This window comes from Pseudomonas sp. GL_103, assembly GCF_057835175.1.
On sequence record NZ_CM174420.1, the window covers coordinates 392,222 to 415,698 of the forward strand.

Here is a 23,477-nt window from a genome sequence, read left to right on the forward strand (position 1 = left end):
ACGCTGGGCATTATAAGCATTTTTCTGATCGGGAGCGTGGCTGGCGCTGCTGTCAAGACGGGCGGATTGAACGCAATGGACATTGCAGAGTCCGTAACTCACGGAAAGTCATAGGGAATTGGTAGTGCCAGGACTCTTCAACAAAAAATCCAATACGCTGCTGGGAATCGACATCAGCTCCACCTCGGTGAAACTTCTTGAGTTGAGCCGTCAGGGCGGGCGCTACCGGGTCGAGGCCTATGCGGTCGAGCCGTTGCCGGTCGGCGCGGTGATCGAAAAGAATATCGCCGAGCTCGAAGGCGTAGGGTTGGCCCTCTCGCGCGCGCTGGCCAAGGCCAGAACCGGCCTCAAGAACGTGGCCGTGGCCGTGGCGGGCTCGGCGGTGATCACCAAGACCATCGAGATGGATGCCGGTCTTTCCGAGGACGAGATGGAAAGCCAGCTGAAGATCGAGGCCGATCAGTACATTCCTTATCCCCTGGACGAAGTCGCGATCGACTTTGAAGTCCAGGGCAACTCCGGGCGCAACCCCGAGCGTGTCAACGTGCTGCTCGCCGCTTGTCGCAAGGAAAACGTCGAAGTCCGCGAGGCAGCCTTGGCCTTGGCGGGGCTGACCGCCCGCGTGGTCGATGTCGAGGCCTACGCGCTGGAGCGTTCATTCGAATTGCTGGCCAGCCGGCTCGCGGTTTCCGGGGAGCCTTTGACGGTCGCAGTGGTGGACATAGGTGCCACCATGACCACCCTGAGCGTGCTGCACAACGGGCGGATCATCTACACCCGCGAACAACTGTTCGGTGGTCGGCAACTGACCGAGGAAATCCAGCGTCGCTATGGCCTGACGCTGGAGCAGGCGGGGCTGGCGCAAAAGAAGGGCGGTCTGCCGGATGACTATGCCGGTGAGGTCTTGCAACCATTTCGCGAGGCACTGGTGCAGCAGGTGTCGCGCTCGTTGCATTTCTTCTTTGCCTCCGGCCAGTACAACGCCGTCGACCATGTCCTGCTGGCCGGCGGTACGGCGTCGATCCCGGTGCTGGACCGTTTGATCGAGCAGCAATTGGGCACGCCGACCCAGGTCGCGAACCCTTTTTGCGAAATGACTCTGGGCAGCAAGGTCAATGGTGCTGCCCTGGCGAATGATGCCCCGGCGTTGATGATCGCCTGCGGTCTGGCCCTCAGGAGCTTCGACTGATGGCACGGATCAACCTTTTACCCTGGCGCGAGGAGCGGCGTGAAGTTCGCCGCAAGCGTTTCCTGCTGGTCCTGGTGGCGACAATGGTGGGCGCGATGGGTGCGGTGCTGGTCGCGAACCAATTCATCAGCGGTGCCATCGACCGGCAAGTCGCCCGTAACGATTACCTCGGCAGGCAAGTCGCCGTGATCGATGAACGGATCACCCAGATCAATGATCTCAAGGCGCGACGTGAGCAACTGGTCGAGCGCATGGGCGTCATCCAGGACCTGCAAGGCAATCGCCAAATCAGCGGGCGAATATTTGACCAGTTGGCGCGAGCACTGCCCGACGGCGTGTATTTCACCGAAGTGAAAATGACCGCAAAGACCTTGTCCATCACCGGCGCCGCGCAATCCAACAACCGCGTTTCAGAATTGATGCGCAACCTCGAGGCATCAGACTGGTTCGATGCTCCGAGCCTGACCGAAGTCAAGGCCACGGCCGCCGGTCAGATGGAGCAGGCCAACGTTTTCCAGTTGACCGTTCGCCAGACTCAGCCCGCAAAACCGGAGGAGGGCAAATGAGCCTGTCCGAATGGTTCGAAGGGCTGCGCAAGATCGACATCAATGATCTGGATACCAGCAACATGGGTTCCTGGCCGCCGGCGATCAAGTTTCTGGTGGCTGGTTTGCTCGTACTCCTGGTGCTGGCCTTTGGCTATAGCTTTTCCACCCGCGACCTTGTGAGCCAGCTCGATCTCAAGCGCGAGGAAGAGTCGACACTCAAGGAACAGTTCGCCGGCAAAGCCCGCATGGCGGCGAATCTGGATCTCTACACCCGGCAGTTGAAGGAGATGGAGAGCGCCTTCGTCGTGCTGTTGCGGCAACTGCCCAGCGAAACCGAAGTGCCAGGCTTGCTGGAAGACATCACTCGTACGGGCCTGGGCAGCGGCCTGGAGTTCGAAGAGATCAAATTGCTGCCGGAGGTCGCCCAGCCGTTCTACATCGAACTGCCGATCCAGATCACGGTCACTGGGGATTACCACGACCTGGCCACCTTCGTCAGTGGTGTGGCCGGATTGCCACGAATCGTCACCTTGCACGACTTCGACCTTGCCCCCGTCAGCCCCGAGGGTGGTCCGAAACTGCGCTTGATCATCCTCGCCAAGACCTACCGCTACAACGACAAGGGACAGCATCAATGAGTCCGTCACGTTGTTTTTCGGTGGTGGTGTTGCTGTCTGCCCTGTCCGGTTGTGGCGCAGGCGATGACTACACCGATCTGGACGCATACATGAACGAAATGCGCCTGCATGGGCCGGGGAGGATTGAACCAACGCCGGTATTCCGGTCCTACCCGGCATTCACTTACAACGCGGCGAATCTGCGCAGCCCGTTTTCGCCGCAGATCAGCACTGATCTGGCGGCCCGCCGGCGGGGTTCGAGTAACGTCAAACCCGACCCGGGTCGGGTCAAGCAATACCTCGAAGGCTTCAACATCGAGCAGTTTGAAATGGTCGGCACCCTTTCCAATGCTACGGGCTCCTATGCCCTGTTGCGCGGGGCGGGTGGGGTGCACCGGCTGAAAGTCGGCGATTACCTTGGGCGTAACGATGGACGGATCGTTGCGATCAGCGGCTCTCAAGTCGATGTAGTTGAAATTGTCCCTGATGGTCAGGGTGCTTGGCTGGAGCGTCCCCGGACCATTTCCTTGAAAGAGCACTCATAGTGGAACTCCAATAATGAACAGGATTCTTTCCACCGTCGGCCTTTCGCTATGGATAGCGTTGTTGTCGCCGATGGTACAAGCGGCCAATCTCAAGGCGCTGGATGTCGCTGCGCTGCCGGGTGACCGTGTCGAGTTGAAGTTGTCGTTCGATGCACCACCCCCGGTACCCCACGGCTACACGACGGATTCGCCGGCCCGGATTGCCCTGGATTTGCCGGGTGTCGCCAGTCAGTTGGCCAGCAAGACTCGCGATCTCGGCAGTGGAAATGCCCGCAGTGCAACGGTGGTGGAGGCCCGGGACCGTACGCGATTGATTATCAACCTGACCCAGCCGGCCCCGTATGACTCGCGAATTGAAGGCAACAATTTGCTGGTAGTTGTCGGGCAGGGGGTCAAGCCGTCGACATCCAGGCCGACGGCTACAGCAATTCCGGTTCCGGCACGAGCCGCCGCGACGACAGGCAAGGCCATTCGGGGTGTGGATTTCCAGCGGGGAACCCAGGGCGAAGGCAACGTGGTGATCGACTTGTCGGATCCATCGATTGCGCCGGACATACAAGAGCGTGAGGGCAAGATCATCGTCGGATTTGCCAAAACCCGATTGCCCGAGCCATTGCGCGTGCGTCTGGACGTGAAGGATTTCGCCACGCCAGTGCAGTTCGTCAATGCCAGCGTGAGCGGCGATCGAGCCACCATCAGCATTGAACCCGGTGGCACATTCGATTACTCGACCTATCAGACTGACAATAAGCTCACGGTCAGCGTTCGCCCGGCGACGGTCGACGAGCTGCAAAAGCGCAATGCCGGGCAACAGGCGTACAGCGGCGAGAAGCTATCGCTGAATTTCCAGCACATCGACGTGCGCTCGGTGCTGCAGCTGATCGCCGATTTCACCAACCTCAATCTGGTGGCCAGCGACACGGTCCAGGGTGGAATTACCCTGCGCTTGCAGAACGTGCCGTGGGATCAGGCGCTGGATCTGGTGCTGAAAACCAAGGGGCTGGACAAGCGCAAGGTCGGTAATGTCCTGCTTGTTGCGCCGGCCGATGAAATTGCTGCCCGTGAGCGTCAGGAGCTCGAATCGCAGAAGCAGATTGCCGATCTGGCGCCGTTGCGTCGGGAACTGTTGCAGGTCAATTACGCCAAGGCGGCGGACATCGCCAAACTCTTCCAGTCGGTGACCAGTGCCGAAGCGAAGCCCGACGAACGGGGGTCGATCACCGTCGATGAACGCACCAACAACATCATTGCCTACCAGACCCAGGACCGGCTGGACGAGCTGCGCAGGATCGTCACGCAGCTGGATATCCCGGTGCGTCAGGTGATGATCGAGGCGCGCATTGTCGAAGCCAACGTCGACTATGACAAAAGCCTCGGGGTGCGCTGGGGCGGCTCGATACAGAACAAGGGCAACTGGAACACCTCCGGTGTCAGCAACGGACTCAATGGGTCATCGACCATCGGCACGCCCGGCAGTACCAGCACCAATTCGCCGTTCGTCGACATGGGCGTAGCCAATAACACCTCTGGAATCGGCATCGCGTTCATCACCGATAACGTCTTGCTGGACCTGGAGCTGACGGCCATGGAGAAAACCGGCAACGGGGAAATCGTCTCGCAGCCCAAGGTGGTCACGTCCGACAAGGAAACCGCGAAAATCCTCAAGGGCACCGAGATTCCCTACCAGGAAGCCAGTTCCAGCGGCGCGACTTCGGTTTCGTTCAAGGAGGCTTCGCTGTCGCTGGAGGTGACGCCGCAGATCACACCCGACAACCGGATCATCATGGAGGTCAAGGTCACCAAGGACGAGCCGGACTACCTCAACAAGGTCCAGGATGTACCGCCCATCAAGAAAAACGAAGTCAACGCCAAGGTCCTGGTCAACGATGGCGAGACCATCGTCATTGGCGGTGTTTTCTCAAATACTCAGAGCAAGGTTGTAGATAAGGTGCCATTTCTTGGCGATGTGCCGTATCTTGGCCGCCTTTTCCGGCGTGATGTGGTTTCGGAGAAAAAATCCGAGCTGTTGGTATTCCTCACTCCGCGTATCATGAATAATCGGGCGATTGCTGTGAGTCATTGATTCTGTGCGAAATTTGATTCTTGTTGGACCGATGGGTGCTGGAAAAAGCACCATCGGCCGGTTGCTGGCCAAAGAGCTGCGCCTGCCATTCAAAGATTCCGATAAGGAAATTGAATTGCGCACGGGCGCCAATATCCCTTGGATCTTCGATAAGGAAGGCGAACCGGGCTTTCGTGATCGCGAGCAGGCAATGATTGCCGAGCTGTGCGATTGCGACGGTGTGGTGCTGGCGACAGGCGGGGGCGCGGTCATGCGCGAAGCCAATCGTCGGGCACTGCATGCCGGTGGGCGGGTGGTTTATCTGCATGCGTCGGTCGAGCAGCAGGTCGGCCGCACGTCCCGCGACCGCAACCGGCCATTGTTGCGTACCGCCGACCCGGCCAAGACCCTGCGGGATCTGCTGGCGATCCGCGATCCGCTTTATCGGGAAATTGCCGACCTGGTGGTCGAAACCGATGAGCGGCCGCCACGAATGGTTGTACTCGACATTCTAGAGCGCCTGCAGCAGCTGCCACCCCGTTAAAGCGCCGCGCGAAATGCGCTATCCTCGGCGTCCCGCCATGACCGCTCAAGGTTGTGGCGGATGACTACCGAACGGCGTCACACCAGCAGAGGCCGTGGATGTTCGTTAACTCAGGGCGGAACGCCTGATTCCATCTTCACTGTGGGGACACATGCAGACACTCAAGGTCGATCTAGGCGAGCGCAGCTACCCGATTCATATTGGCGAAGGTTTGTTGGATCAGCCTGAGCTGCTGGCCCCGCACATTCGCGGACGGCAAGTAGCGATCATCTCCAACGAGACTGTTGCGCCGCTCTATCTCGAGCGTCTGACCCGCAGCCTGGCGCAGTTCTCGGTGATTTCCGTGGTACTGCCCGACGGCGAAGCCTTCAAGACCTGGGAAACCCTGCAGCTGATTTTCGACGGCCTGCTGACCGCCCGGCATGACCGCCGCACCACGGTGATCGCCCTCGGTGGCGGTGTGATCGGTGACATGGCCGGCTTTGCCGCCGCCTGCTACCAGCGCGGCGTCGATTTCATCCAGGTTCCGACCACGCTGCTGTCGCAGGTCGATTCCTCGGTAGGCGGCAAGACCGGGATCAACCATCCGATGGGCAAGAACATGGTCGGCGCCTTCTATCAGCCGAACGTGGTGCTGATCGATACCGCCAGCCTCAATACCCTGCCGGCGCGCGAGCTGTCCGCCGGGCTGGCCGAAGTCATCAAGTACGGGCTGATCTGTGATGAGCCGTTCCTGACCTGGCTCGAAGACAACGTCGACCGCCTGCGCAATCTGGACCAGCAAGCCCTGACCTATGCCATCGAGCGCTCCTGCGCGGCCAAGGCGGCGGTGGTCGGTGCCGATGAGAAAGAGACGGGCGTTCGTGCCACCTTGAACCTGGGCCACACGTTTGGCCACGCCATCGAAACCCACATGGGCTATGGTGTATGGCTTCATGGTGAGGCGGTGGCTGCTGGCACCGTAATGGCGCTGGAAATGTCCGCGCGACTCGGCTGGATCAGCGAGCAGGAGCGTGATCGCGGCATTCGTCTGTTCCAGCGTGCAGGACTGCCGGTCATTCCGCCGGAAGAGATGACAGAAGCCGATTTCCTCGAACATATGTCCATTGATAAAAAAGTGATCGACGGTCGTTTGCGCCTGGTGCTGCTGCGCCACATGGGTGAAGCGGTGGTGACCGACGATTATCCGAAAGAGGTTCTACAGGCCACGCTGGGGGCAGACTACCGCGCCCTGGCTCAGCTTAAAGGTTAATAAGAACACGATGACTAGTTTGCATGCCGACGAGGCTTTCCTCGGCCATTACCAGTTGAGTCATGACCCTTTTGCTCCACGGGTGCCTGGCTTCAAATTTTTCCCGGCCCAGCGCAAGCCCGTGCTGGGACAACTGCATCACCTGGCCCGCTACAGCCAGTTGCTGCTGGTGGTCACCGGCCCCGAGGGCAGTGGCAAGACCCTGTTGCGCCAGGCCCTGGTCGCCAGCACCAACAAGCAATCGGTACAGAGTGTGGTGGTTTCTGCCCGCGGCGCCGGCGATGCGTCCGGGGTGTTGCGCCAGGTGGCCCAGGCGCTGAACGTCGGCCAGGCTGATATTGAGGCTATTCTGGCCCAGGTGGTGCAACTCGCACTGACCGGGCAAGAAGTCTATCTGCTGGTCGATGACGCCGAACAACTCGACGAGTCCGCCCTTGAGGCTCTGATGGTCCTGGCTGCCGGCGCGCCTGAAGGCCGCCCGCATGTGTTCCTGTTCGGTGAGACCTCGCTGATCGGTCAGCTTGAGGCTTTGCATCTCGAGGAAGAGCGTTTCCACGTCATCGAGTTGCAGCCCTACACCGAAGAAGAAACCCGCGAATATCTGGAGCAGCGGCTCGAAGGCGCTGGTCGCGGTATCGAACTTTTCACCGCGGATCAGATCTCTGATATTCACGAAAGCTCCGAAGGTTGGCCTGGCAGCATCAATCAGGTCGCCCGCGATGCAATGATCGAAGCCATGATCGCCAGCCGCTCAGCGGTCAAGCGTCCAAAAATGGGGTTCAATATGCCGAAGAAACACGTATTGGCGATTTCCGCCGTGGTCGTGGTTGCGGTAGCTGCCGCCTGGTTGATTCCGGGTCGCAACAAGGCACCGACCACCGGTGCACCGGCCAATGAACAGGCGCAACTGCCGCTTGGCCAAGGCCAGCCAACCGCGAATGGCGGTGCTCCGGCCGTCGAATTCGCCGGTAATACGCAGCCGATGCCATTGCCGTTGGTCGGTAACTCGCAACCGGTCATGCGCGCCCCGCTGGCTGAAGCCGCAGGCGGCATCACCGAAGGTGATGATGGCGTTCCGGTTGAAGGTTCCAGCGCCACATCGCCGACGGTGACCACCACTGCGCCGCCTGTGGGCGTTCCTTCCGGCCCTGCGCCGACACCTGCACCGACACCAGCGGCCAAGCCGACGCCTGCGCCGACCCAGGTCGCCACCGCCAAGCCAGCGCCTGCTCCAGTGACCAAGCCTGCTCCAGCGCCAGCCAAGCCAGCCGTTGCTGCTGCGGCCAAGCCTGCCGAGAAACCGGCTCCGGCTGCCAAGGCCGCTGGCGGCACCTGGTACGCCGGTCAGGCGCCGGGCAACTACGTGGTGCAAATCCTCGGCACCAGCTCCGAAACCGCCGCACAAAGCTTCGTCAAGGAGCAGGGCGGCGAGTACCGTTATTTCAAGAAAGTCCTCAATGGCAAGCCGCTCTACGTGATCACCTATGGCAACTTCGCCAATCGTGATGCAGCCGTTTCCGCCATCAAGGCCTTGCCAGCGAAGGTTCAGGCTGGTAAACCTTGGCCTCGCACTGTCGCCAGCGTCCAACAGGAACTGGCAACAACTCGCTGAAGATTCGGCGGCCTTACCCAGGCCGCCTCTCCAAGCACCTCAAAATTTCTACAAGTGCGCGCCGCCTTTCGGGCTGCGTGCCTTGTGGTGTCTGCGTCACAGTAGTCTTTGAGTCGTTGCGGTCAGAATTAAAAAAAGTTTTGACTAGCACAGCAGATCGCTTTAAACCTTTCACAAATGCGACATGGATTTGCGACATTTCGTCGTCAAATTTGTGAGCCTCTGTGTCGGTGTGTACAATGACCTCCCTTTTGCCCCCGCAAAGCTGGCGTACGTTCGGCGCGGTTGGTAAGTGGTTGAATTGAAAAGAAATTTGCTTCGCGAGAAGCAGCCTGGTGAGAAAGTGTCTATGAAAGCAGGTCTGTACCAACCAGATGAATTCAAGGATAACTGCGGTTTCGGCCTGATTGCTCATATGCAGGGCGAGCCCAGTCATACCCTTTTGCAAACGGCCATTGAGGCCCTGACCTGCATGACCCACCGCGGTGGGATTAATGCCGACGGCAAGACCGGTGACGGTTGCGGTCTGCTGATTCAAAAGCCGGACGTGTTCCTGCGAGCCATCGCCCAGGAAACCTTCGGCGTCGAAATGCCCAAGCAATACGCTGTGGGCATGGTCTTCTTCAACCAGGACCCGGTCAAAGCCGAAGCCGCTCGCGAGAACATGAACCGCGAGATCCTGGCCGCCGGTCTGCAACTGGTCGGCTGGCGCAAAGTGCCGATCGACACCAGCGTCCTCGGCCGCCTGGCCCTTGAGCGCCTGCCGCAGATCGAGCAGGTGTTCATCGGCGGTGAAGGCCTGAGCGATCAGGACATGGCCGTCAAGCTGTTCACCTCCCGTCGTCGCTCGTCCGTGGCCAACGCCGCCGACACCGACCACTACGTCTGCAGCTTTTCCCACAAGACCATCATTTATAAAGGCCTGATGATGCCGGCGGATCTGACCGCCTTCTATCCGGACCTGAGTGATGAGCGCCTGCAAACCTCGATTTGCGTGTTCCACCAGCGCTTCTCCACCAACACCCTGCCGAAATGGCCGCTGGCTCAACCGTTCCGCTTCCTGGCGCACAACGGCGAGATCAACACCATCACCGGCAACCGCAACTGGGCCGTGGCCCGTCGCACCAAGTTCACCAACGATCTGATGGACCTGGAAGAGCTCGGCCCGCTGGTCAACCGCGTGGGTTCCGACTCCTCGAGCATGGACAACATGCTGGAGCTGATGGTCACCGGTGGCATCGACCTGTTCCGTGGCGTGCGGATGATCATTCCGCCTGCGTGGCAGAACGTCGAGACCATGGACCCGGATCTGCGTGCGTTCTACGAATACAACTCGATGCACATGGAACCGTGGGACGGCCCGGCCGGCGTGGTAATGACCGATGGTCGCTACGCAGTTTGCCTGCTCGACCGTAACGGTCTGCGTCCGGCGCGTTGGGTCACTACCAAGAACGGCTTCATCACCCTGGCTTCGGAAATCGGTGTCTGGAACTACCAGCCCGAAGACGTGATTGCCAAGGGCCGTGTGGGCCCCGGCCAGATCTTTGCCGTGGACACCGAAACCGGTCAGATCCTCGACACCGATGCCATCGATAATCGCCTGAAGTCCCGTCATCCGTACAAGCAATGGCTGCGCAAGAATGCCCTGCGCATCCAGGCGACCATGGAAGACAACGACCACGGTTCGGCGTTCTACGACGTCGATCAGCTCAAGCAATACATGAAGATGTACCAGGTCACGTTCGAAGAGCGCGACCAGGTGCTGCGTCCGCTCGGCGAGCAGGGCTACGAAGCCGTGGGCTCGATGGGCGACGATACGCCGATGGCCGTGCTGTCCCAGCGCGTGCGCACGCCGTACGACTATTTCCGCCAGCAGTTCGCCCAGGTCACCAACCCGCCGATCGACCCGCTGCGTGAAGCCATCGTCATGTCGCTGGAAATCTGCCTCGGTGCCGAGCGCAACATTTTCCAGGAGTCGCCGGAACACGCTTCGCGCGTGATCCTCAGCTCGCCGGTCATTTCCCCGGCCAAGTGGCGCTCGCTGATGAACCTCGATCGTCCGGGCTTCGAGCGCGCGATCATCGATCTGAACTACGACGAGAGCGTCGGCCTCGAAGCGGCGATCCGCAACGTTGCCGATCAGGCTGAAGAAGCCGTGCGCGCCGGTCGTACCCAGGTTGTGCTGAGTGACCGTCACATTGCCCCGGGCAAGCTGCCGATCCACGCTTCGCTCGCCACCGGCGCGGTGCACCACCGCCTGACCGAAAAAGGCCTGCGTTGCGACTCCAACATCCTGGTGGAAACCGCGACCGCTCGCGATCCGCATCACTTCGCCGTGTTGATCGGTTTCGGCGCCTCTGCCGTTTACCCGTTCCTGGCCTATGAAGTGCTGGGTGACCTGATCCGTACCGGTGAAGTACTGGGCGACCTCTACGAGGTGTTCAAGAACTACCGTAAAGGCATCACCAAGGGCTTGCTCAAGATCCTGTCGAAGATGGGCATCTCGACTATTACTTCGTACCGTGGTGCGCAGTTGTTCGAAGCCATCGGCCTGTCCGAAGAAGTCTGCAACCTGAGCTTCCGTGGCGTGCCGAGCCGCATCAAGGGGGCGCGTTTCGTCGACATCGAAGCCGAGCAGAAAGCACTCGCTACCGAAGCCTGGAGCCCGCGCAAGCCGATCCAGCAAGGCGGCTTGCTGAAGTTCGTCCACGGTGGCGAATATCACGCGTACAACCCGGACGTGGTCAACACTCTGCAAGCCGCTGTGCAGCAGGGTGACTACAGCAAGTTCAAGGAATACACGTCGCTGGTGGACAACCGCCCGGTGTCGATGATCCGCGACCTGCTGAAAGTCAAAACCCTGGACACGCCGCTGGACATCAGCGAGATCGAACCACTGGAATCGGTGCTCAAGCGCTTCGACTCCGCCGGTATCTCCCTGGGCGCCCTGTCGCCAGAAGCTCACGAAGCCCTGGCCGAAGCCATGAACCGCCTCGGTGCGCGTTCCAACTCCGGTGAAGGCGGCGAAGACCCGGCGCGCTACGGCACCATCAAGAGCTCGAAAATCAAGCAGGTTGCCACCGGCCGTTTCGGTGTGACCCCGGAATACCTGGTCAACGCCGAAGTGCTGCAGATCAAGGTCGCCCAAGGCGCCAAGCCCGGCGAAGGCGGTCAACTGCCAGGCGGCAAGGTCAACGGTCTGATCGCCAAGCTGCGTTACGCAGTGCCGGGCGTGACCCTGATTTCGCCACCGCCGCACCACGACATCTATTCGATCGAAGACTTGTCGCAGCTGATTTTCGACCTGAAACAAGTCAACCCGAAGGCGCTGGTCTCGGTGAAACTGGTAGCAGAAGCGGGCGTCGGCACCATCGCCGCCGGTGTGGCCAAGGCCTACGCGGACTTGATCACCATCTCCGGCTACGACGGCGGTACCGGTGCATCGCCGCTGACTTCGATCAAATACGCGGGCGCTCCGTGGGAACTCGGCTTGGCCGAAACCCACCAGACCCTGCGTGGCAACGACCTGCGCGGCAAGGTCCGGGTACAGACCGACGGCGGCCTGAAAACCGGCCTCGACGTGATCAAGGCGGCCATCCTCGGCGCTGAAAGCTTCGGCTTCGGCACCGCGCCAATGATCGCCCTGGGCTGCAAATACCTGCGTATCTGCCACCTGAACAACTGCGCCACTGGCGTCGCGACCCAGAACGAGAAGCTACGCAAAGATCACTACATCGGTACCGTCGACATGGTGGTGAATTTCTTCACCTACGTCGCCGAAGAAACCCGTGAGTGGCTGGCCAAGCTGGGCGTGCGCTCCCTCGAAGAGCTGATCGGCCGTACCGATCTGCTGGAAGTCCTCGAAGGCCAGACCGCCAAGCAGCATCACCTGGACTTGACTCCGTTGCTGGGCAGCGACCACGTGCCGGCGGACAAGCCGCAGTTCTGTGGCGTTGAACGCAACCCGCCGTTCGACAAGGGCCTGCTGGCCGAGAAAATGGTCGACATGGCCACCTCGGCAATCAACGACCTGAGCGGCGCTGAATTCGCCCTGGATATCTGCAACTGCGACCGTTCCATCGGCGCACGGATCTCCGGCGAAATCGCGCGCAAGCACGGTAACCAGGGCATGGCCAACGCGCCGGTCACGTTCCGCTTCAAGGGCACTGCCGGTCAGAGCTTCGGCGTGTGGAACGCCGGTGGCCTGCACATGTACCTGGAAGGCGACGCCAACGACTACGTCGGCAAGGGCATGACCGGTGGCAAGCTGGTCATCGTTCCGCCGAAGGGCAGTGTCTACCGCACCCAGGACAGTGCCATCATCGGCAACACCTGCCTGTACGGCGCCACTGGCGGCAAGCTGTTCGCCGCCGGTACCGCGGGCGAGCGTTTCGCCGTGCGTAACTCCGGTGCCCACACCGTCGTGGAGGGCACTGGCGATCACTGCTGCGAGTACATGACCGGTGGTTTCGTCTGCGTATTGGGCAAGACCGGTTACAACTTCGGCTCTGGCATGACCGGCGGTTTCGCCTACGTGCTCGACCAGGACAACAGCTTCGTTGACCGGGTCAACCACGAACTGGTGGAAATCCAGCGGATCAGCGGCGAGGCGATGGAAGCCTACCGCAGCCACCTGCAACGCGTGCTGAACGAGTACGTCGAGGAGACCGACAGCGAGTGGGGTCGTGAACTCGCCGAGAACCTCGATGATTACGTGCGTCGTTTCTGGCTGGTCAAGCCCAAGGCTGCCAACCTGAAGTCGTTGCTTTCCAGCACCCGTGCCAACCCGCAGTGATATGCGCCTGAAGAGTTTGATGAGGTTTTAAAATGGCTGAACGTCTGAATAATGACTTCCAGTTCATCGAGGTCGGGCGCAAGGATCCGAAGAAGAAACTGTTGCGTCAACGCAAGAAAGAGTTCGTGGAAATCTACGAGCCTTTCAAACCCCAGCAGTCGGCCGACCAGGCCCACCGCTGCCTGGGTTGCGGTAACCCGTATTGCGAATGGAAGTGCCCGGTGCACAACTTCATTCCCAACTGGCTGAAACTGGTGGCCGAGGGCAACATCCTCCAGGCCGCCGAACTGTCGCACCAGACCAACACCCTGCCGGAAGTCTGCGGCCGGGTGTGCCCGCAGGACCGTCTGTGCGAGGGGGCCTGCACCCTCAACGACGGTTTCGGCGCGGTGACCATCGGTTCGGTGGAGAAGTACATCACCGACACCGCGTTCGCCATGGGCTGGCGCCCGGACATGTCCAAGGTCAAGCCGACCGGCAAGCGTGTCGCGATCATCGGTGCCGGGCCTGCGGGCCTGGGCTGTGCCGACGTGCTGGTGCGAGGCGGCGTGACCCCGGTGGTGTTCGACAAGAACCCGGAAATCGGCGGTCTGCTGACCTTCGGCATCCCCGAGTTCAAGCTGGAAAAGACCGTGCTGAGCAATCGCCGCGAAGTCTTCAGCGGCATGGGCATCGAGTTCCGCCTGAACACCGAGGTGGGCACGGACGTGACCATGGAGCAACTGCTCGAAGAATACGATGCAGTATTCATGGGCATGGGCACCTACACCTACATGAAGGGCGGTTTCGCCGGTGAAGACCTGCCGGGCGTGTACGACGCGCTGGACTTCCTGATCGCCAACGTCAACCGCAACCTTGGCTTTGAAAAGTCGCCGGAAGATTTCGTCGACATGAAAGGCAAGAAGGTCGTCGTACTGGGTGGTGGCGACACGGCGATGGACTGCAACCGTACGTCGATCCGCCAGGGCGCCAAGTCGGTGACCTGCGCCTATCGTCGTGACGAAGCGAACATGCCGGGCTCGCGCAAAGAGGTGAAGAACGCCAAGGAAGAAGGCGTGAAGTTCCTCTACAACCGCCAGCCGATCGCCATTGTCGGTGAAGACAAGGTCGAAGGCGTGAAGGTGGTCGAGACCCGTCTCGGCGAGCCGGATGCCCGTGGCCGTCGCAGCCCCGAGCCGATCCCGGGCTCCGAAGAGATCATCCCGGCCGACGCCGTGGTTATCGCCTTCGGTTTCCGTCCGAGCCCGGCACCGTGGTTCGAACAGTTCGAAATCCAGACCGACAGCCAGGGCCGCGTGGTGGCGCCGGAACAGGGTCAGTACAAGCACCAGACCAGCAACCCGAAAATCTTCGCCGGTGGCGACATGGTGCGCGGTTCGGACCTGGTGGTGACGGCGATCTTCGAAGGCCGTAATGCGGCGGAAGGGATTCTGGATTATCTGGGGGTCTAAACCCTGATCCTGAGCCGAATGCAGTAAAAATGTGGGAGCGGGCTTGCTCGCGAAGAGGGAGTATCAGTCGACAGTTTTGTTGCCTGACACACCGCATTCGCGAGCAAGCCCGCTCCCACAGTTGTTTCGCGGTGTTGCTAAACTCTGTATTTCATTGCGACAAATTGACCCGAAAGACAAAAGCCTCCGCTCTTGCCGTGCCTTTTGCGCCCGGCTCTGAGAAAATGCCCTCACTTTTTTTCCGGATGCCGACATGACTGCCCTGAAGAACGACCGTTTCCTGCGCGCCCTGCTCAAGCAACCCGTAGACGTCACCCCCGTGTGGATGATGCGTCAGGCCGGTCGCTACCTGCCTGAATACCGCGCCAGCCGTGCCAAGGCCGGCGATTTCATGAGCCTGTGCATGAACCCGGCGTTCGCTTGCGAAGTCACGATGCAGCCGCTCGACCGTTATCCACAACTGGACGCGGCGATCCTCTTCTCCGACATCCTGACCATCCCCGATGCCATGGGCCAAGGCCTGTATTTCGAAACCGGCGAAGGTCCGCGCTTCAAGAAAGTCGTCAGCACCCTGGCCGACATCGAAGCCCTGCCGATTCCTGATCCACAGAAAGACCTCGGCTATGTGATGGATGCGGTCAGCACCATCCGCCGCGAACTGAACGGCCGCGTACCGCTGATCGGCTTTGCCGGCAGCCCATGGACCCTGGCGACCTACATGGTCGAAGGCGGCTCGTCGAAAGACTACCGCAAGACCAAAACCATGCTCTACGACAACCCGCAAGCTTTGCACCTGCTGCTGGATAAACTCGCGCAGACGGTCACCAGCTACCTCAACGGCCAGATCATGGCCGGCGCGCAAGCGGTGCAGATATTCGACAGCTGGGGCGGCAGCCTCTCTGCTGCGGCGTATCAGGAATTCTCCCTGGCCTACATGAAGAAAATCGTCAGCGGTTTGATCCGTGAGCACGAAGGCCGCAAGGTTCCGGTCATCCTGTTCACCAAGAACGGCGGACTGTGGCTGGAAAGCATCGCTGACACTGGTGCGGATGCTCTGGGCCTGGACTGGACCTGCGACATTGGCAGTGCCCGCGCCCGCGTGGGTGACAAAGTCGCGTTGCAAGGCAACATGGACCCGACCGTGCTCTATGCAAAACCGGAAGCCATCCGTACCGAAGTCGGGCGCATCCTGGCCAGCTACGGCAAAGGCAGCGGCCACGTGTTCAACCTCGGCCATGGCATCACGCCGGAAGTCGATCCGGAACATGCTGGCGCGTTCCTGCGCGCGGTACATGAGTTGTCGGCGCAGTATCACGAATAGCGATTGCCCGTTTTCAAAAAGCCTGTCCCGCCTCGTGCCGGACAGGTTTTTTTGTGCCGTTTAAAAGCTCAATCGATAAAGCATCACTAGCTGTAAGAATGTTTTCTTTCTTTGTCGGAGCGAGGAATGGAGAGACTGTTCCTGCCTCGCGCGGTGATTACTCCTACATAGAATTTTCCTCCATCCCCGTAAGGTTCCAGGCCCTTGTCCGGCGTATTGCCGAACAATCACGAAGCGAACAGGGGCGCCCACAACGCGCCCTGTTTTCGATAAGCAGTCTGGAATACATCATGAAAATTACCTTTGATAAAAGAAGTGCTTTAACGGCCTGCACTTCATCGATGATCCTGTTATCGGCAATGCTGGCCTCTCAAACCGTTTCCGCCCATGGCTATCTCGAAGTGCCGCCTTCGCGCGCGTTGGCTTGCCAGAAGGGATTGAACACCAATTGCGGTGGCGCCCAGTACGAGCCGCAGAGCGTCGGTGAAACCTTCAAAGGCTTTCCGGCGGGCGTCGGTGGTGCTCCCTTGCAGGGGCCGGTCGATGGCAAGATCGCCAGCGGTGGTCACTCGCTGTTCTCTGCCATGGACGCACAGTCCGCCACCCGTTGGCACCTGACGGAAATCAAGGACCGCAACATCGATTTCAAGTGGCATTACACAGCGGTTCACCCGGCCACCAAGCACGAGTATTTCATTACCCGCAACGGCTGGAATCCGAACGAATCACTCAAGCGCGCCACTTTCGAAAGCACGCCTTTCTGCACCATCGACGGTGGCAACAAGCGTCCGGAGTCCAGCGACAAACACAACTGCAACATTCCGGCAGACAAGACTGGCCATCACGTCGTCCTGGCCATCTGGACCGTGGGCGATACCGATGCCGCGTTCTACAACGCTACGGATCTGAACATCCTGGCGGAGCCTGAGCTGCCTGGCGGCTGGTCCTCCGTAGGCAGCATTGCGCCTTCGACTGCGCTGCTGGTGGGCGACAAGGTCACGGCCCGCGCGTTTACCGCCAACGGCGAGAGCCCGGACTACAGTGTCGAAGTCAGCATCGATAACGCTGAAGACGGCACGCCGCAAAACTGGTCGTTCAAGCTGGCCGAAAAAATCAACCAGACCCACACCCTTGTTCGCGCCGGTATCCGCGACGAGAGCGGCAATGTCGAGCCGGTCAAAGGTACCAACAGCCTTTACGCACAAAAAGGAAGCGGGGTAGTCCGCTACGAAGTACAACTGGACATGAAGGAAGACACTGCTGCGCGCATGGCGGTGGCCTCGCAGCAAGCCGAATACGTTCTGGATAAAGGCCGGGCGAAGGTCGAGTTCAGCATGATCGCGAACCGTGCGATGAACGTCGAAGCCACCTTGCTCGACCAGAACAACAAACCGGTAGGCACCACCTCGGCACAAGTGGCCAGCGGCTCCACCTCGCTGTCCATGGATGTGCGCAGCAACCCTGGCGCGCACACTCTGACCCTGGTCGGCACCACCCTGGATGGCCGCACGACCCGTCAGGACACCCAGACCACCCAACTGACCGGTGAAGGCGCAGGCATCGAATACGACTTCGTGTTCCCTGAAGGCATCAGCGACTACACCGCCGGTACCAAGGTGCTGCATCCGAAGACCAACGAAGTCTTTGAGTGCAAACCGTTCCCCGAGTCGGGTTACTGCAAGCAGTACAGCCCCTCCGCCAACGGCTTCGAACCAAGTGTCGGTGCTCACTGGCACATGGCGTGGAACAAGTTGTAAGTCCTCCTTGTAGCACTTCAGGCGATCAGTAGCTGATCGCCTGAAGGTTTACTCCTCTGATGTTGATCGAGTTGAAAATGACGGTTTCGGGTTATTCCAGACTGCGACGGATGTCTTTGCGGCTGTGCGGCAAGCCTGGGTCCAGGCGACTTGAGTGAGACCATGGTGAAGTTTTCGCGCGAACGCGTGACCGGACTGGCCTTGCTCCTGGGCAAGGCGAGCCTGCTGGTTGTGCCGCTGGCCTACGGGGCGTTTCTGGGCTGGCAGGAGTGGCGCTATCGTGAACAGTTGGTGTTGCCGGCACCGCTCGAAACCTCGCGAACCGCTCCCGCACCCCGTCAAGCGCTCGACGCAACGGCGGTTGCAACGGTGCTCGGTCTGACGACGGGCGCCGAATTGCTGCCGAGCGCGGAACCGCTGACCTTGAAAGCAAGCTTCGTCGTCACTCACGGCTTGTCCCGGGTGTTGCTGGCGGACTCGAAAGGCGCGCGCATCTACCAGGTCGGTGAGCGCTTGCCCGGTGGCAGCGTCTTGCGTCGCGTCGAGCCCGATCACGCGGTGTTGTGGAGCAAGGGCCGGGAAGAACTGTTGACGCTCCAGCCTCCCGTCACGGGCTTTCTGCAACGGATCGACCCCCACGGCAAGCCCCAAGTGCCTAGCGTTTCTCCGCGTTTTTTTAGCCCGCTTGCCGGGTCGACAGAGTGATCAAGTTCATGAATAGCTTTCTCGGTGCGCAAGCACTGCGACCGGTGATTTTTTTCGTCGCCATGGTGGTAACGCTTTCCCACGGCGCGCTTGAGGCCGAGGAAGAAAAATGGCAACTGGCGATGAATAACGCAGAGCTGCGCGACATCGTCGAAGAGATCTCCAACATCCTGGGGACCACCGTGGTGCTGGATCCCAAAGTCTCCGGTCGAATCACGGTCATGTCCCGGCAGGCCCTCGATCGTGAAGGGGTGCGTCGGTTGTTCTATTCGGTGCTCGACGCCCACAACTTCACGGTGATCGATGAGGGCGACCGGATTCTCATCACCCCGGTTGCGGAGGCCAAGACCCGGGCCGGCCAGGGCACGGTGAAAACCACTACGGCGTCGCAGTTCGTGACCGAAGTCATCGGCTTGAATGCCAGCAGTGCCTCCGATATCGCCGGGCTGGTGCGACCGTTGGTGTCTGCCAATGGTTATGTCGGCCCTTCGGTGTCGGCCAACGCGTTGGTGCTGACCGACACGGCTGCCAATGTGAAGCGTATCGCGCGGGTGATCCGCGAATTGGACTCCGGTCAGAACAACCTGCACGCGGTGGTCCCGCTCAAGCATGCCCTGGCGGGCGATGTCGCGCCGGTGATCGAGGCCTCCATGGGCAAGCGCAATGCCGATTCAGCGATACAGGTACTGGCCGACACCAGGACCAATCGCCTGATTTTCATTGGCCCGCCGGTCGTTCGCCAGCGCTTGATCGAACTGGCCCGAGGTCTCGATACGCCGGCCACCACGACGCTCGACAATGCCCGGGTGATTCGCCTGCGTCACAGCGATGCCAAGCAGTTGGCCGAGATTCTGGAGTCGATGGGGCAGGGCAGAAAACAGGCGCCCACCGTCGGCAGCGCTAAGGACACGTCTGGCGGTGCAAGCTTCATGATCAAGGCCGACGAAAGCCAGAACGCGCTGGTGCTGATTGCCGAACCGGCGCAGGTGCGGACCATCGAAAACATCGTGCGTCAACTGGACCAGCCACGGGCCCAGGTGTTGATCCATGCCGCCATCGTCGAAATCTCCGGCGACATCGCCGAGGCCGTCGGTGTGCAGTGGAACCTCAACACGGGCGACGCCAAGGGCTTCATCAACTTTCCCGGCACCGACATTCCGATCGTTGGCGGGCTGAAGTTCGACGAGAAAAGATCGGCGCCGGAAGGGGCGATCCTGCAACTGGGCAGCGACCGCTTCGGTGCGCTGATTTCGGCCCTGGCCAGCAACACCCACAGCAACCTGCTGTCCACGCCAAGCCTGTTGACCCTGGACAATCAGGAAGCCGAAATCATCGTCGGCCAGAACGTGCCGTTCAAGACCGGTTCCTACGCCACCAATAGCAACGGCGCGGAGAATCCGTTCACCACCGTCGAGCGCAAGGATGTCGGCATCAGCCTGAAGATCAAGCCTTACATCAACGAAGGCTCGACGTTGCGCCTGGAGGTCGAACAGGAAGTGTCGGACATCGCACCGTCGGTGTCGGGCATTGATTCCTCGGACCTGATCACCAACAAGCGCGCGCTCAAAAGCACCATCCTTGCCGACGATGGCGAAATCATCGTGATTGGCGGCCTGATCAGGGACAGCGTACGTACCCAGAAAAGCGGCGTGCCGCTGCTGCGAGACATTCCCTACCTCGGCGCGTTGTTCCGCTGGAACCGCGACACCCAGACCAAAAGCAACCTGATGGTGTTCTTGCGTCCGACCATCGTGCGCAGCAAGGAAGACCTGTCCCAGGTCAGCCAGCAGCGTTACAACGCGCTGCGTGACTTGAGCAAATCAGGGGCGGGGGAAAACAACTCGTTGTTGCTGCCGTCCGAGGCGCGTGGGTTGTTCGAACCGGCCAGCGATGCGCCAGTGTTCGATTTGCGCAGCAAGGCGCAGTAAATCCATGAGCGAACTCTGCGAGCAATTGCCCTTCGGCTTTGCCCGGCGTTTTGGTGTGTTGCTGGAGCATGACGTTGACGACCTGCGCCTTGCCCTGCGTAGCGATGCGCCGCTCACCGCATTGGCGGAAGCGCGCCGGGTGTGCGGGCCGACGCTGTCGTTTGTCATCGTCGACGCCGATGAATACGCCTCACGCCTGGCGGCAGCCTATCGCGAGGGGCACAGTGCGGTGGAGCAGGTTGCCCAAGGGCTGGACGAAGAACTGGACTTGCTCAGCCTGGTCGATCAGGTCCCGCAAACCGCCGACCTGCTGGAGCAACAGGGCGACGCGCCGATCATTCGGCTGATTAACGCGCTACTCGGTGAAGCGGTGCGCGAGCATGCCTCGGATGTGCACCTGGAAACCTTCGAGCAGTACCTGTCGGTGCGCATGCGAGTGGATGGCCAACTGCGTGAAATGCTCAGGCCCAAGCGCGAACTGGCGACCCTGCTTGTGTCGCGGATCAAGGTCATGGCACGCCTGGACATCGCGGAAAAACGCGTGCCCCAGGATGGGCGAATGGCCTTGCGCCTGGCCGGACACGAAGTCGATGTGCGAGTCTCGACGCTGCCTTCGGCTCATGGCGAACGGGTGGTGCTGCGCTTGCTCGACAAGCAGGCCGGGCGCCTGGACCTGCATCGGCTGGGTATGCCGGACGATACCCTCGCGGCCCTGCGCCATCTGTTGGGCAAGCCCCACGGCATTCTGCTGGTGACCGGGCCGACCGGTTCCGGCAAGACCACCAGCCTGTACGCCGCGCTCAGCAGCCTGAATGACCAGACCCGCAACATTCTCACGGTCGAAGATCCGATCGAGTACCACCTGCCGGGTGTCGGCCAGATGCCGGTCAATCCGAAAGTCGACATGACCTTCGCCCGGGGCCTGCGGGCGATTTTGCGCCAGGACCCGGACGTGGTGATGGTTGGCGAAATCCGCGACCGCGAAACCGCCGAGATCGCTGTCCAGGCGTCCTTGACCGGGCATCTGGTGCTCTCGACCCTGCACACCAACAGCGCGGCCGGCGCGGTCACGCGGCTGGTAGACATGGGCGTCGATGCCTATCTGCTGGCGTCCTCGCTGGTGGGCATTCTGGCCCAGCGCCTGCTGCGCACCTTGTGCCGCCATTGCAAGGTTTCGTACCTCGCCGACGCGGCGGCCTGCCAGCGCCTGGGGCTCGACACGAGCACGCCGCACACTCTGTTCAAGGCTTCGGGCTGTGAACAGTGCCAGCACGGCTATCGCGGCCGCATCGGCATTTACGAACTGATCAGCGTGACGCCCACCGTATCGGCGCTGATCCATCAGGGCGCCAGTGAGCAAATCCTCGTCGACGAAACACGCAAGGTCTCGCGCAGCCTGTTCCAGGACGGGCGCCAGCGAGTGCTGGAAGGATTGACCAGCCTCGACGAGTTGCTGCGTGTGACCCAAGAGAACTGACCGATGCCGACCTTCGACTACCGCGCCCACGATGCCCAGGGACGATCCTGCAAGGGACGGCTGGAGGCCGATGGGCCCCGCCATGCACGGCAACTGCTGCGTGAGCGTGGCCTGTGGCCGCGTGTCTTGATCGAGGTCAGGGTCGGCGGCGGTGCGGGCCAGCAGTCGCGAGGTGGACGCCTGAGTGCTGCTGATCTGGCGCTGTTGACGTTGCAACTGTCAACGCTGGTTCAGGCCGGACTGCCCCTGGAAGAAGCGCTCGATGCGGTGGCGAAGCAGAGCTCAAAGCGCAAGGTGGCGGGCTTGCTCTCGGCGGTCAGGAGCCGGGTGATGGAAGGCCACGCCCTGGCCTCGGCACTGGGGCAATTTCCCCGGGCCTTCCCCGAGATGTTCCGCGCCACCGTGGCCGCTGGAGAACGCTCGGGGCATCTGGGCCATGTGCTGGAGCAACTGGCCGCCTACACCCAAGCTCGCCAGGCCTCGCGACAAAAGATTCAGATGGCCCTGGTGTACCCGTTGATCCTGATGCTGGCCAGCCTGGCAATCGTCGGTTTTCTGCTCGGATATGTGGTGCCGGATGTGGTGAAGATCTTCGTCGACAGCGGCCAGCCGTTGCCCTGGTTGACCCGGGCGCTGATCGGCGTGAGCAACGGCCTGCGTAACCATTTCCTGTTGTTGATCAGCGTGCTGGCAACGCTGTTCGGCCTGTGGCGCTGGAGCTGGCAGCGGCCGCAGTGGCGTTTGCGCTGGCATCGTTGGGTGCTGAATGCGCCAGTCATCGGTGAAGTGCTGCGTGCCATGGAAGCCGCGCGGTTTGCCAGCACCCTGGCAATCCTCGGCAAAAGTGCCGTGCCCTTGGTGGACGCCCTGGAAATTGCCGCCGCGGTCATCGGCAACCTGACCATCCGCGCGCGGATGGTCGATGTCGCCCGCTCGGTCCGCGAAGGCGGGACGCTGACCCGTGGCCTGGAACTGAGCGGCGACATCCCGCCGATGATGCTGCACATGATCGCCAGCGGCGAACGTGCCGGCGAACTCGACCGCATGCTGGCCCGGGCCGCCGAACAACAGGAAAACAGCCTCGCCGCGCGCATTGCGCTGGTGGTGAGCCTCTTCGAGCCGGCGATGCTGGTGCTGATGGGCGGCGTCGTGCTGCTGATCGTCATGGCCATCCTGCTCCCGATTCTCAGCCTCAACCAATTGGTGAATTGATCCATGCAACCTGTCCGCAAAAACCTTTCCCGCGCGCAACGCGGTTTTACCCTGATCGAAATCATGGTGGTGGTGGTCATCATCGGCGTGCTGGGGGCTATCGTGGTGCCACAGTTCATGAGCCGCCCCGATCAAGCCAAGGTCACTGCCGCCAGAATCGATATCCAGGCCATCGCCACCGCCCTGGAAATGTATCGCCTCGACAACGCCCATTACCCCTCGACCCAGCAAGGCCTGGAAGCGTTGGTCAAGCGTCCCTCCGGGCTGCCCGTGGCCCGGGGCTGGAACCCTCAGGGTTACCTCAAGAGCATGCCGGTCGACCCGTGGAACACGCCTTATCAGTACCTCAATCCGGGTGTGCGATCGGTAGATGGTGCTTACGACCTGTATTCCCTGGGCGCCGATGGCGTAGCGGGCGGCGAAGGTTTTGCAGCCGAAATCGGCAATTGGGGCCATTGATCC

Annotated in this window: 17 protein-coding genes; all 17 read left to right on the forward strand. The window is 60.9% G+C overall.

All coding sequences use genetic code 11. From position 1 onward, the window contains the following. Positions 1-124 precede the first annotated feature (124 nt). Complete coding sequence (locus tag AC3IP0_RS01825; protein WP_489326523.1) at positions 125-1,189, forward strand: pilus assembly protein PilM; 1,065 nt, start codon at positions 125-127, stop codon at positions 1,187-1,189. Then, complete coding sequence (locus tag AC3IP0_RS01830) at positions 1,189-1,755, forward strand: PilN domain-containing protein (RefSeq protein ID WP_489318022.1); 567 nt, start codon at positions 1,189-1,191, stop codon at positions 1,753-1,755. Before AC3IP0_RS01825 ends, AC3IP0_RS01830 begins: the two co-directional genes overlap by 1 nt. Continuing rightward, positions 1,752-2,375: a type IV pilus inner membrane component PilO gene (locus AC3IP0_RS01835; protein WP_489318023.1), complete on the forward strand. Its 624-nt coding sequence runs from the start codon at positions 1,752-1,754 to the stop codon at positions 2,373-2,375. The genes AC3IP0_RS01830 and AC3IP0_RS01835 overlap by 4 nt, the downstream gene beginning before the upstream one ends. Further along, positions 2,372-2,899, forward strand: coding sequence for a pilus assembly protein PilP (locus tag AC3IP0_RS01840; RefSeq protein WP_489326524.1), 528 nt, complete (start codon positions 2,372-2,374; stop codon positions 2,897-2,899). Before AC3IP0_RS01835 ends, AC3IP0_RS01840 begins: the two co-directional genes overlap by 4 nt. Positions 2,900-2,912: 13 nt before the next feature. Further along, positions 2,913-4,982, forward strand: a complete 2,070-nt coding sequence (locus tag AC3IP0_RS01845) for a type IV pilus secretin PilQ (protein ID WP_489326526.1) — start codon at positions 2,913-2,915, stop codon at positions 4,980-4,982. A 4-nt stretch (positions 4,983-4,986) separates the two neighbouring features. After that, complete coding sequence (gene aroK, locus AC3IP0_RS01850) at positions 4,987-5,505, forward strand: shikimate kinase AroK (protein WP_057712350.1); 519 nt, start codon at positions 4,987-4,989, stop codon at positions 5,503-5,505. Positions 5,506-5,656: 151 nt separating this feature from the next. Beyond that, the gene (aroB, locus tag AC3IP0_RS01855) at positions 5,657-6,757 is read left to right on the forward strand and encodes a 3-dehydroquinate synthase (protein WP_489326528.1); all 1,101 of its coding nucleotides are present in this window, start codon (positions 5,657-5,659) and stop codon (positions 6,755-6,757) included. A gap of 10 nt (positions 6,758-6,767) precedes the next feature. Continuing rightward, complete coding sequence (locus tag AC3IP0_RS01860) at positions 6,768-8,369, forward strand: AAA family ATPase (protein ID WP_489326529.1); 1,602 nt, start codon at positions 6,768-6,770, stop codon at positions 8,367-8,369. 349 nt (positions 8,370-8,718) lie between these two features. Next, positions 8,719-13,164 carry a glutamate synthase large subunit gene (gene gltB / locus AC3IP0_RS01865; RefSeq protein WP_489326531.1) on the forward strand — a complete coding sequence of 1,482 codons (4,446 nt, stop codon included), beginning with the start codon at positions 8,719-8,721 and terminating at the stop codon, positions 13,162-13,164. 32 nt (positions 13,165-13,196) lie between these two features. After that, positions 13,197-14,615 carry an FAD-dependent oxidoreductase gene (locus AC3IP0_RS01870; protein ID WP_489318029.1) on the forward strand — a complete coding sequence of 473 codons (1,419 nt, stop codon included), beginning with the start codon at positions 13,197-13,199 and terminating at the stop codon, positions 14,613-14,615. A 253-nt stretch (positions 14,616-14,868) separates the two neighbouring features. After that, on the forward strand, positions 14,869-15,936 hold the full coding sequence (hemE, locus tag AC3IP0_RS01875) for a uroporphyrinogen decarboxylase (protein WP_489318030.1): 1,068 nt from the start codon (positions 14,869-14,871) through the stop codon (positions 15,934-15,936). Positions 15,937-16,226: 290 nt separating this feature from the next. Beyond that, positions 16,227-17,693, forward strand: coding sequence for an N-acetylglucosamine-binding protein GbpA (gbpA, locus tag AC3IP0_RS01880; protein WP_489326533.1), 1,467 nt, complete (start codon positions 16,227-16,229; stop codon positions 17,691-17,693). Between the two features lie 162 nt (positions 17,694-17,855). Beyond that, positions 17,856-18,398, forward strand: a complete 543-nt coding sequence (locus AC3IP0_RS01885) for a hypothetical protein (RefSeq protein WP_489326535.1) — start codon at positions 17,856-17,858, stop codon at positions 18,396-18,398. An 8-nt stretch (positions 18,399-18,406) separates the two neighbouring features. Continuing rightward, complete coding sequence (gspD, locus tag AC3IP0_RS01890; protein ID WP_489326536.1) at positions 18,407-20,326, forward strand: type II secretion system secretin GspD; 1,920 nt, start codon at positions 18,407-18,409, stop codon at positions 20,324-20,326. Between the two features lie 4 nt (positions 20,327-20,330). Beyond that, positions 20,331-21,803, forward strand: coding sequence for a type II secretion system ATPase GspE (gene gspE, locus AC3IP0_RS01895; protein WP_489326538.1), 1,473 nt, complete (start codon positions 20,331-20,333; stop codon positions 21,801-21,803). A gap of 3 nt (positions 21,804-21,806) precedes the next feature. After that, complete coding sequence (gspF, locus tag AC3IP0_RS01900) at positions 21,807-23,015, forward strand: type II secretion system inner membrane protein GspF (protein WP_489318035.1); 1,209 nt, start codon at positions 21,807-21,809, stop codon at positions 23,013-23,015. Positions 23,016-23,018: 3 nt separating this feature from the next. After that, entirely contained in the window at positions 23,019-23,474 is a 456-nt protein-coding gene (gene gspG, locus AC3IP0_RS01905) for a type II secretion system major pseudopilin GspG (RefSeq protein WP_489318036.1), read from the forward strand. Positions 23,475-23,477: the final 3 nt, after the last annotated feature.